We start from the raw sequence: 778 nt of genomic DNA, 5'->3' as shown, positions 1-778 counted from the left end.
CGCTTTCCCGCATCTCCGCGCCGCGTTGATGTCGGCGCCATGGGCGATCGAACAAGGTCGCCTTGAGGCGATCGTCGAGGTCGTCGAACGTCGCATCGAGGGCACTCGCCTTTCCGCAGAAGAGATCGCACTGATCAAAGGTGAGCGGCAGCCAAACGGCGTCGTCAGCCTGTTTATGCTCAACTCGCGCTCCGGGATGGTGGAAAGCCGGCAGGAGCGCTCCTCGACGCCGGCGGCCGGCTCGGCCGTGGCCGTGATCTCGGTTTTCGGCATCATCGCCCAGCATGCCTCGCAGGTCGACGACATCAGCGGTCCCGGTGGGACCAGCACCGATCGCGTATCGCAATCGCTCAACAAGGCACTGAACGACCCCTCGGTTGGATCGATCGTGCTCAATATCGACAGTCCAGGGGGCAGCGTCAGCGGCGTTCAAGCGCTGGCAAACGAGATCTACAAGGCGCGCGGCCCCAAGCCGATCATCGCCCAGGTCAACAGCCTGGCGGCTTCAGCCGCCTACTGGATCGCTTCCAGCGCGGACGAGATCGTGATGACCCCGGGCGCGACGGCGGGTTCGATCGGTGTTTACGCGCTGCATCGCGACGTCTCGAAGGCCGCCGAGATGGAAGGCTTCAAGTTCACCTTCATCTCTGCCGGCAAATTCAAGGTTGAAGGCAACCAGTTCGAGCCGCTCAACGATGAGGCCTTCGCGGCGAACAAGAAGATGATCGATGCCTACTATTCCGATTTCACCTCGAGCGTCGCGCGCGGTCGGGGCGTC

General features: G+C 63.0%; 1 protein-coding gene. It reads left to right on the top strand.

Features of this window, described 5'->3' with window-relative positions; genetic code table 11:
* Window positions 1-778 (top strand): S49 family peptidase (locus tag NKJ75_RS32775; protein ID WP_352500763.1); only part of this gene is annotated, 778 nt, incomplete at both ends.

Origin of the sequence: Mesorhizobium sp. M0058 (assembly GCF_040323095.1) — a bacterium.
In the GTDB taxonomy this organism is placed as follows: domain Bacteria; phylum Pseudomonadota; class Alphaproteobacteria; order Rhizobiales; family Rhizobiaceae; genus Mesorhizobium.
The sequence above is the reverse complement of the archived record's forward strand: the minus strand, read 5'-3'. Positions and strand labels throughout refer to the sequence as shown.